This window comes from Pirellulales bacterium, assembly GCA_019694455.1.
In the GTDB taxonomy this organism is placed as follows: Bacteria; Planctomycetota; Planctomycetia; order Pirellulales; family JAEUIK01; genus JAIBBY01.
The window spans coordinates 1-9721 of the sequence record JAIBBY010000089.1; the positions used below are offsets into that span (position 1 = coordinate 1).

General features: G+C 62.4%; 10 protein-coding genes. 8 read left to right on the forward strand and 2 right to left on the reverse strand.

Annotated features, from left to right (window positions below; genetic code table 11):
• The 6 genes from K1X71_20250 to K1X71_20275 all read left to right on the forward strand — a co-directional run.
• Positions 1–533: AAA family ATPase (locus K1X71_20250; protein ID MBX7075481.1), on the forward strand; the 533-nt coding region annotated here is incomplete at its 5' end.
• Positions 530–1483: an ABC transporter permease subunit gene (locus tag K1X71_20255; protein MBX7075482.1), complete on the forward strand. Its 954-nt coding sequence runs from the start codon at positions 530–532 to the stop codon at positions 1481–1483. The genes K1X71_20250 and K1X71_20255, both read left to right, overlap by 4 nt.
• 218 nt (positions 1484–1701) lie before the next feature.
• The gene (locus K1X71_20260; GenBank protein ID MBX7075483.1) at positions 1702–3390 is read left to right on the forward strand and encodes a tetratricopeptide repeat protein; all 1689 of its coding nucleotides are present in this window, start codon (positions 1702–1704) and stop codon (positions 3388–3390) included.
• Complete coding sequence (locus tag K1X71_20265) at positions 3387–3953, forward strand: HDIG domain-containing protein (GenBank protein MBX7075484.1); 567 nt, start codon at positions 3387–3389, stop codon at positions 3951–3953. Before K1X71_20260 ends, K1X71_20265 begins: the two co-directional genes overlap by 4 nt.
• Positions 3954–4183: 230 nt before the next feature.
• Positions 4184–5185 (forward strand): hypothetical protein, encoded by a 1002-nt coding sequence (locus K1X71_20270; protein ID MBX7075485.1) that lies wholly within the window; start codon positions 4184–4186, stop codon positions 5183–5185.
• Positions 5182–5736 (forward strand): PepSY-associated TM helix domain-containing protein, encoded by a 555-nt coding sequence (locus tag K1X71_20275; protein MBX7075486.1) that lies wholly within the window; start codon positions 5182–5184, stop codon positions 5734–5736. Before K1X71_20270 ends, K1X71_20275 begins: the two co-directional genes overlap by 4 nt.
• A gap of 3 nt (positions 5737–5739) precedes the next feature.
• On the opposite strand, the gene K1X71_20280 is transcribed toward K1X71_20275, so the two are convergent.
• Together K1X71_20280 and K1X71_20285 are read right to left on the reverse strand one after the other, a co-directional pair.
• Positions 5740–6162, reverse strand: coding sequence for a hypothetical protein (locus K1X71_20280; GenBank protein ID MBX7075487.1), 423 nt, complete (start codon positions 6160–6162; stop codon positions 5740–5742).
• Positions 6163–6197: 35 nt separating this feature from the next.
• On the reverse strand, positions 6198–7931 hold the full coding sequence (locus K1X71_20285; protein ID MBX7075488.1) for an NADPH-dependent assimilatory sulfite reductase hemoprotein subunit: 1734 nt from the start codon (positions 7929–7931) through the stop codon (positions 6198–6200).
• 208 nt (positions 7932–8139) lie between these two features.
• Here K1X71_20285 and K1X71_20290 point away from each other — a divergent pair, with 208 nt between their 5' ends.
• On the forward strand, positions 8140–8646 hold the full coding sequence (locus K1X71_20290; GenBank protein MBX7075489.1) for a phosphatidylglycerophosphatase A: 507 nt from the start codon (positions 8140–8142) through the stop codon (positions 8644–8646).
• A 47-nt stretch (positions 8647–8693) separates the two neighbouring features.
• On the forward strand, positions 8694–9560 hold the full coding sequence (gene folD, locus K1X71_20295) for a bifunctional methylenetetrahydrofolate dehydrogenase/methenyltetrahydrofolate cyclohydrolase FolD (protein MBX7075490.1): 867 nt from the start codon (positions 8694–8696) through the stop codon (positions 9558–9560).
• Positions 9561–9721: the final 161 nt, after the last annotated feature.

Below are 9721 nucleotides of genomic sequence, written 5' to 3' on the forward strand. Positions count from 1 at the left end.
GGTTGGTGTTGGACCTGACGCGGAAAGTGGCGTTTTTTTCGACCGGCATGCGGCAAAAGCTCGCGCTGGCTGCGACGCTGGCGCTCGACGCGCCGCTGGTGATCCTGGACGAGCCGACGGCCAATCTCGACCCCACCGTGCGCGGCGAGGTGTTGGCCTTGGTGCGCGAGGCGCGTAGCGCCGGGCGGACGGTGATGTTCTCGTCGCACGTGCTGTCCGAAATTGAACATTGCTGCGACCGAGTGGTGATCTTGCGACGCGGCGAGCTAGTGCATACGCAAGTGATGGCCGACTTGCGCAAGCAGCATCGAATCCGCGCGCGATTGACCGGAGCCTGGACGCCGCCGCCGGCGCATTTGGCCGCTGAACTTTGTGTGCAAAAGAGCGACATGGGCGAACTGCGGATTGAAACGCCAGGAGAGCTGTCGCCACTGTTGGGCTGGCTCTCGCAACTGCCCATCACGGAGGTGCGGGTGGAGCCCGTGGGATTGCAAGCGCTGTACGACCGCTATCACCAGTCGGAGCCGCTATGAGCACGACCTCGGAACTGGCGCCGCGTCGCGCGGCGGGGAGCGACTCGGCGCTGGCGTCGACCGGAGCGCTGGCGATCTCGGCGCGCGATGGCGAGTTGGGGGCGCGCAGCTTTTTCAACCGCGCGCTGTGGGGCAAAGCGCTGTTTGAGTGCCGCGGCCTGCTGCTGGCCTCGCTGGCTTTGATGTTCTCGTTCCACTGGATTTTTGTGTGGATCACGAGCATGGTGCAGCTTGGCCCGTTGGCCGATTTTGTGAAGACGCTGCCCAACGGGATACAAAACTTGTCGGGCGTGCCGGTGAACGAATTGGCCACGGTGGCGGGGCGCATCGCCTTGGCGTATGTCGACCCGGTGGTGCTGTTCACCGCGGCGGTGTGGGGCATCTCGCGCGGCTCCGACGCGGTGGCGGGCGAAATTGATCGCGGCACGATGGAAATGTTGCTCGCTCAACCGATCGATCGACTGGCGCTTTTGCTGACCAAAGGGGCCGTGGCGGTGCTCGGCGCCGCGCTCATCGCAGTGGTGTCGTTCGCGGGGACCTGGTGCGGGCTGACGGCCGTCACGCTGGAAGAGCCGACCAGCATCTGGGCGTTTCTGCCGGCGGCCATCAATTTGTTCGCGATGACATTTTTCTTGGTTGGGGTTAGCTTTGCGGTATCGAGCTTCGATCGCTATCGCTGGCGGGTGATTGGGCTGTTGGGCGGCTTTTACACGCTGAGCCTGATCGTGAACGTAATGGCCCGCATGGTGGAAAAACTCGGTTGGCTGGAGTACTTCACCTTTTTTGGCGCGTATGAACCGCAGGGGATGACGGCGTTCATGCTCAATGAGCCGGCAAAGGCGTGGGCCATGTCGCTGCATTTCGATGGGCTGCTCATCGGATTAGGGCTGGTGGGATTTGCCGTGTCGGCGGTGGTGTTTGCCCGGCGCGACATTCCGGCGCCGCTGTAGCTTTTGGAGAGAGCCAACGACGGCTGGTTTTCCTCCACCGCTCAGAGCGGCCGAAGCCAACGATTGCCGGGAACTCACGTAGCCCGATTGGGCGGCATCGGCAATAATCTTTGCAGTTTGCCTGTTTTACCGAAGGTTGGCTGGCAGCGCGACGAGAAGCATCGCGTTTCTTGCGCGTCGGCGGTCACGGATGATTCGCTTCGATAGGAGTTTTGGCCATGTCGATTCGTGCGGTCGCGATTGCGGTGACAATATTGATGCTGTGGCTGCCCGCGGCGCGGTGCGACGAGGCCGCCGGCCAGGCGAAACTGGATGAAGCCATCGACCTGAAGATCAGCGCCGAGAGCGTCAGCCAATTGGGCGAAGTGATCCGCTTGGCCAAGGAGGCGATCGACGAGGGACTGGACGCCGACAACAAACCGTTTGCCGAGCAGTTGCTGGCGTCTTGCTTGATTCAACGGGGCGGGGCGTTTGCCGAAGCGGTGCTGCGAGGCTCGCCGAGGCAGATTCAATCTCCGCAGCAGTACCGGCAACTGCGCGCGATGGCGATGACCGACCTGGAGCAGGCGATCAAGATCGATGAGAAACAGCCGCATGCCTGGTATTTGATCGGCCGCTTGGAATCGACGCCTGGGGGAGACCACGAGCGGGCGATCGCGGCGTTCGACAAGGCGCTGGAGATCGACATCAAGGACACGCTGCTGCGGGCGCGGGCGCTTACCGGGCGGGCATTGTTGCTCGAAGACCCCGCGAAGCAGAGCGCGGACTTGGACGAGGCGGTGAAGCTAGCCCCCGACGAGGTGGAGACGGTGCGGGCGCGGGGCATGTTTTTGGCGGATCAAAAAAAATACGAAGAGGCGAAACGCGACCTGCAGAAGGCGGTGGAACTGGAACCGGGCGACGCGCTGAACGAGGCGGCGCTGGCCGCCGTGCTGGCCGAGGCGCGCGAGTACGATGAGGCGCTGACCCACTACAACAAGGCCATTGAGCTGGAGCCGGAAGCGGCGCAGCTTTACAACCAACGGGCCCGGGTCTACCTGCTGCAAGGCAAGGCGAGCGAAGCGATTGAAGACCTGGACAAGACGCTGGAGCTGATTCCCGATCAGCCGATGGCGCTGCTCTTGCGAGCCAACGCGCTGCACGCGCTGGGCGACCGCGACCGGGCGATGGCCGACGTGGAGCGGGTGTTGAAGGAGAACAACAACTTTACCCCGGCATTGCGGATGCGGGGGATGCTTTTGGCCGACTCCGGCAAACTGAAGGAAGCCATTGAGTCTTTGCGAGCCGCGATCGAGGCGACGCCGAACGACGTTGAGTTGTTATTGCAGATGGCGACGATCGAACTGGCGAGCAAAGACCCCGAGGGGGCCGTGCGCGACTACACGCGGGTGCTCGAGCAGGATGCCGACAATTGGCTGGCCAAACAGGGCCGCGCCGACGCGTATCTGGGGCTGGGCAAGCACCAAGAGGCATTGGCCGACTACGAAGCGGCCTTTGCGGCCCAGCCCAAGAACCCCACCATTCTCAACAATCTCTCCTGGCTGTTGTCGACCTCTCCGAACGACGACCTGCGCGACGGCGCCCGGGCGGTGGAACTAGCCAAAACGGCCTGCGAAGTCACCGAATACAAGCAGGCGCACATCTTGAGCACGCTGGCGGCGGGCTACGCCGAATCGGGAGACTGGGACAAGGCGGTGGAGTGGTCGACCAAGTCGTTGGAACTGGCGGACGCGCGGCAGAAAGAAGCGCTGTCCAAGGAACTGGAAAGCTACAAGCAAAAGAAGCCGTGGCGCGAGTCGATTGCCAGTCCACTTCCGGCTGCCGAAGGCGAAGCGGCCGCCGAGGAGACCGAATCGAAAGATGGCCAGACGGCAGCCAGTGAGGAGGCCGAGGGAGCGAAGCCTTGAATCGCGACTCAGCCTGGTCGCTGGTCTGCGAATACACGCAGAGCGATAGCCTGCGCAAACACATGCTGGCGGTCGAATCGGCGATGCGGGCCTACGCCGCGCGCTACGACGAGGACGTGGAGCAGTGGGGCATTGTCGGCCTGCTGCATGACTTTGACTATGAGCGCTGGCCCGATCCGCCAGACCATCCGCTGGAAGGCGCTAAGATCTTGGCCGAGCGCGGCTATACGGCCGAGGTGATCTACGCGATCAAGTCGCACGCCGATTATCTGACCGACTGCCCGCGCATTTCGCGTCTGGACAAGGCGCTGTACGCGTGCGATGAATTAGCCGGACTGGTGACGGCGACGGCGCTAGTCCGGCCGGAGGGGATTCGCGGCCTAGAGGCGCGGAGCGTGAAGAAAAAATTCAAGCAGAAGACGTTCGCGGCAGCGATCAACCGCGACGACATCACGCGGGGCGCGGCCGACCTGGGTGTGCCGCTGGACGAGCATATTCAATTTGTGATCGACGCTATGCAGGGGGTGGCCGAGGAGTTGGGACTGACCGGTAGCAATAGCTAGCGCCGGCGCGTCGCCCGATCGATCGCGGCCAGCCAACCTCGCGGCGGCGCATGTGCTGGCCTCCATTTCGGCCTGTTCGCGGGTAAACGCAAATGGCCATCCAAATTCGCAGGAAATTGTGAGATTTACCACTAGACGTGTGATACTGAGTCTCAGTAATATCACGGCAGCACCGCAATCCGGAACTTGGTTCTGAACTTGGCCTATTTCCAGTTATGAGGGTGCTCGCAATGAAAGCTCGCCTACCGAAGTCGCAATTCACCGGGGTGGCGATCTTCGCCGTCCTGGCTATCTCCACTGTCGTGTGGATCGCCGCAGGGCGTGGTCTATCCGCAAGCGCCGCTGGCGATGCCGCCGAGGGTTCAACCCCGCGCGCCAGCTCGCTCAAAACAGGCGTCTTGCTGGTGAGCCACGGCTCGCGCTCGGCTTCTTGGCGTAAGATGCTGCTCGAATTCCATGACGAAGTCGAGCCGCGGCTATTGGATTTGCCCGGCGTGAGCGGCGTGAAATCGGCGTTCATGGAATACACCGAGCCATCGATCGCCACTCGGCTCAAGGAATTCGACGCGGCAGGGTACGACCGGGTGATCCTCGTGCCGCTGCTATTGACCGTCAGCTCGCACTCGTTCGACGACATCCCCACCATCATCGGCGCCAAGGAAGACGCGCACTCCCTGGCGGCGATGAAGGCCGAGGGCATCGAGCGCTATGTGGCCAAGGCGCGGGTGTCCATCACGCCGCTGTTGGATTTTTCTGAACTGCTGGAATCGAACCTGCCGCGGCGCGTCAAGGCGCTCAGTCGCGACTCGGCCAAGGAAGGGGTGGTGCTGGTGGCCTATGGCGACGAGGGCTACGACCAGGAGTGGACCAGCTTCTTCTCCAAGCTGGGCGAAAACGTCTGCCAGAAGACCGGCGTGGCGGCGGCGACGCATTGCTGGTGCGGTCACATCGTGCGGTACTCACTGGAGCCGACGAAGGAGGCGATTCGCAAGGTCTTGAGCAACCACGAGCGAGCCATCGTCATTCCGGTGCTGGTGGCGCGGGATGAAATGTTTCAAGATCGCATCATCGGCAAGGCGGTCGAGGAATTGGCCGCAGGCGACCGCGTGGCGTACGTGCCCGACTCGATCCTGCCCGACGGCAAACTGACGAACTGGGTGATCGAAGCGACGCGGACGGCCCTGGCGAAGGAAACCGCGATCGGCCTGGCGGCCGAGGAGCGGCGGCGATGAAGTGGCGCGGCTGGATCGTCGCGCTGCATCGCGACATGGGGTATTTTTTCACGGGCGCGCTGTTGCTCTACGCGGTGTCGGGCCTGGCCGTGAATCACGTGGACGACTGGAACCCCAGCTTCGTGATCGAGCGCCGCGCGGTGACGCTCGATTTGCCGAGCGAGGCGTCGCAGGTGACCGAGCGAGCGGTGCTGGCCAACCTGGAACCGCTGGGCGAGGCCAGCAACTTGCGCGGCTTTGATTTTCCCTCGGCGAGCCGCGTGAAGATTTATCTCAAGGATGGCTCGATCGTGGCCCACTTGAGCGACGGCCAGGGAGAGTACGAGACGATTCGGCGGCGGCCGCTGCTCTATCAGGTCAACACGCTGCACCTCAATCCGGCGAAATGGTGGAAGGTGTTTTCCGACGTGTTCGCGGCATCGCTGATACTGATCGCCGCCACGGGATTATTCGTCGCGCGTGGACGCCACGGACTGGCCGGACGCGGCAAATGGTTTGTCGGGGCCGGGCTCGTGGCGCCGCTGGCGGCGATGATCTTGTTCAGTGGATAGGGATCAGTTCGCGCCGCGAGGGAGCAGTTGGTAGGCAAGTCGTTGCTCGCGGAGGCGGCGGTAGATCATCCAAAACGGCGGCAGCCACATGATGTCGGAGACGAGCAGGATGGCCAGAAAGTAGAGCGGCAGCTTGCCCACCGCCACGTAGTACACACCGAGGATCGAACCGAGCAGCTTGCTCAACAGGCCAAGCAGCAAGACGTTGCGGTTCTCCAGCGGATTGAGCGACACCAGCCAGTAACCCACGCCAAACAGCGCCACCAGCACGCCGACCAATTGAATGAACAGATTGACCTCGGGCTTCTCCATTTGGAGCAGCTTGTAGGTCTCGTGATAGAGGCAGAGCATGTCGATGCCGGCGAGCAGGTTGTACGTGCCGGCGGCGCGGAGCAACCACTTCATCCAGGGAGCCAGCGGCGACATCGGCATCCTTTCCTCTCGCAGTCGCGGCGGCGCGACTAGGCGGCCGCGGTTTGCGCCGCGAACTGATCGGCCCAGGCGGCAAGGTCTTCAACCCCCTTGCGATGGCAGAAGTCGCCAAAGCGCTCGCCCGGTTCGCGCGCGTGCTTGAAGTAAGTGAGCAAGGGGACCAAGGTGGGCGTGATCTCTTCGAGCGGGACCATGTCCTTGTATTTGGTGTTGAGCCGATCGCCCAGCACGCGTCCGCCGAGGTACACGGTGTATTTGTCCTGACTGCGGCCCACAAGACCGACATCGCAGTTGTAGGGGCGAGCGCAGCCGTTGGGGCAGCCGGTCATGCGGACAGTAAAGATTTCTCTGGCGAGTCCCAGCTTGGCGACCTCGGCCTCCAGGTGATCGATCACGCCCGGCAGCACGCGTTCGCTCTCGGTGATGGCCAGCCCGCAGGTAGGCCAGGCAACGCAGGCCATCGACCAACGGCGAACGTTGGAGAACTGCTCGGTGAGCGGCACGCCATGATCGCGGAGGATGGTTTCGAGCGTGGCGCGGTCGGCCTCGTCGACATCGGTGAACAGGATGCTCTGATGCGAGGTGAGGCGAATGCCCGGCTTGATGCGGCGGCAAATCTCGCGGAAAGCAGTCTTGGCCATGAATCCTTCGCGATCGACGATGCGACCGTTTTCGACGTTCAGCCCGTAGAACCAGCGGCCGTCCCCCTGCTCGTGCCAGCCCATATGGTCGTCGAAGCCCCAGATGTCTTCGGGGTGCGGATCGGGGAGGGGATGACCGTAGTACTCCTCGACCTTGGCCTTGAAGCGATCGAGCCCCCAATCGTGAATGAGGTATTTCATGCGGGCGTGCTTGCGATCTGCCCGGTCGCCAAAGTCGCGCTGCACTTTGACAATGGAGGTGGCGACGTCGACCACCTGCTCGGGGGTAATGAAGGTCATGCGTTTGGCGACCGCCGGAAAGGTCTTGGCGGCGCTCGGGGTCATGCCAAAACTGCCACCGACCAGCACGTTGTAGCCGACGATGCGATAATCTTCGCACACGGCCATCAGGCCCAGGTCGTTGGCGTAGAGGTCGACGCAGTTATCGCCGGCCAGTCCGATGGCGGTCTTGAACTTGCGCGGCAGATACGAGGGACCGTAGATCGGCTCCACCTCATGGCCGTTGGGTCCGCCCGCCACGAGTTGCTCCTCGTCGGTGTCGGGATCGCGCACCCAAATTTCGTGATAGGCGCGCGTGCGCGGAGCGAAATGCGAGGCCAACCGATCGGCCAGCGCTTGCAACTCGTTATGCACGGGGTCGTGATAATGAGGCGCCGGGCAGCACATCACGTTGCGCTCGACATCGCCACAGGCGGCCAGCGTCGAAAGCTGCATCTTGTTGATGCGATGGATTGTTTCCCACAGGTTGCGTTTGGGCACGCCGTGGAACTGAATTCCCTGGCGGGTGGTGATGCGCAAGCCGCCATTGCTGAGCTCGTCGCACATGTCGAACTGCGCCAGAAGTTGTTCGCTATTGAGCTTACCGCCCGGCAACTTGAGACGGACCATGAAGATGTATTCTTTGGTGCTCTTCTGTCCGTCGCGCTTGGTGCGCGCCTCGCGATCGTCTTGCTGGTAGGTGCCGTGGAACTTGAGCAGGTTGGTGCTGCCCTTGCTGAAGAAGTCGTTGCCATCCTTCATCTCCGCGACGATATTGCCGCGCAGATAATTGCTTTCGCTCTTGATGGTTTCGACCGGGCTGAGTTTTTGAGGTTCCGACATGATCGCTAGCGATGTGGTGAAGGCGGGAGTGAGGCAATGGCGAGGCTGGCGGCAGCAATGTTAAGCATGCTGACCGCCATTGTCGTCATTATACGGCTTCGACCCGCGCGGAGTATAGTGGCCAGTCAAATTCGCCACCACGCCAGATTTATGCCAAACAGCGACCAACTTGTTGCCCGCTAGCAAATGGGGGTAGCATGGGCCACCCATGAACACCACGGAACCTTCTCAACTCGACGTTCGCCAAGTCAAACCGCTGCATCCGGTGGCGATTTTTTTGGCCACGGGGGCATACACCGGCTATTCGCCCGTGCTACCGGGCACAGTGGGCTCGCTGTTGGGACTGGTCCTGGCATTCGGGCTCGAACAAATCCCCAGCTTTTGGCTGCGATTATTCGTGCTGGCGGCGCTGTGGGGGGTGAGTGTGCCAATCTGCACCGCCATGGCAAAGTATCTGCGGGTAAAAGACCCCAACGCCATTGTCCTCGACGAGATTTTGGCGCTGCCGGTGGCGCTGTGGGGATTGAACGTGCATTCGTGGCGGGTACTGGCCGCGGCGTTTGTCATCTTTCGGATCTTCGACATCACCAAGCCGCCGCCGATTCGCTGGTTTGAGCGGTTGCCCAAGGGGCTGGGCATCATGGCCGACGATCTGGTGGCCGGCATGTTCACCTACGCGGCGCTGCGCCTGTTGATAGCGGCCGGCCTGCTGTAGGTTGCACATACCACTGAGCAGAGCACTGTTTCGGGACAAGGAGCGTCATGACCGCGCAGATTTTGGATGGCAAGGGGCTGGCTCTGCAGATTCAGGCCGAGATTCGCGAAGAGGTGACCCACTTCAAGGCAAAGTCGGGGGTGACGCCGTGCCTGGCGGCCGTGTTGGTGGGCGAAAACCCGGCCAGCGAAGTGTACGTGAAAAGCAAACGCAAGGCCTGCGAAACGGCGGGCATGGCGAGCCAACTGCATCGCTTGCCGGCGACCACGACGACCGACGAACTATTGGCATTTGTCGACCAATTGAACCGCGCGGCGGAGGTGCATGGCATCTTGGTGCAGTTGCCGCTGCCAGAAAAGATCGACGCCACTCGGGTGCTCGACGCGGTGTCGCCGGCGAAGGACGTGGATGGTTTTCATCCCGATAGCGTGGGTCGCTTGGCGCAGGGGCGGCCCACCTTCGTGCCATGTACGCCATTGGGGGTGCAACAGCTTTTGATTCGCAGCGGCATCGCCACCGCCGGACGCGAAGCGGTGGTGGTGGGGCGCAGCGACATCGTGGGCAAGCCGATGGCGCTATTGCTCATGCAGCGAGGCGCCGGCGGCGACGCCACCGTGACCGTGTGCCATAGCCGTTCGCACCATCTTGCCGAAATCACGCGGCGGGCCGACATCTTGATCGTCGCTATCGGCAAGGCGCGGTTCGTCACCGCCGACATGGTGAAGCCAGGCGCCGCGGTGATCGATGTGGGCATGAACCGGTTGGAAAGCGGGCTGTGCGGCGACGTGGATTACGAAGCGGTGCGCGCGGTGGCCGGGCATATCACACCAGTGCCGGGGGGCGTGGGTCCGCTGACCGTGACAATGCTATTAGCCAACACGTTGACGGCCGCGCGGGCGATTAACGCTCGCTAGTTTTCGAAACAACAGAAAACACTCGCCGAAGCACTCTCGGCGTCGCGCGCTAACCAGCGAGTGCCGCTGGTTCCGTCGTGGTGGCGAAAAGCTCCCCGCGCCAGGCGCGTTACGAACCTTGCGCGCTCGTAGTTTTGGAGCAATATCTAGTGACAAAAGAA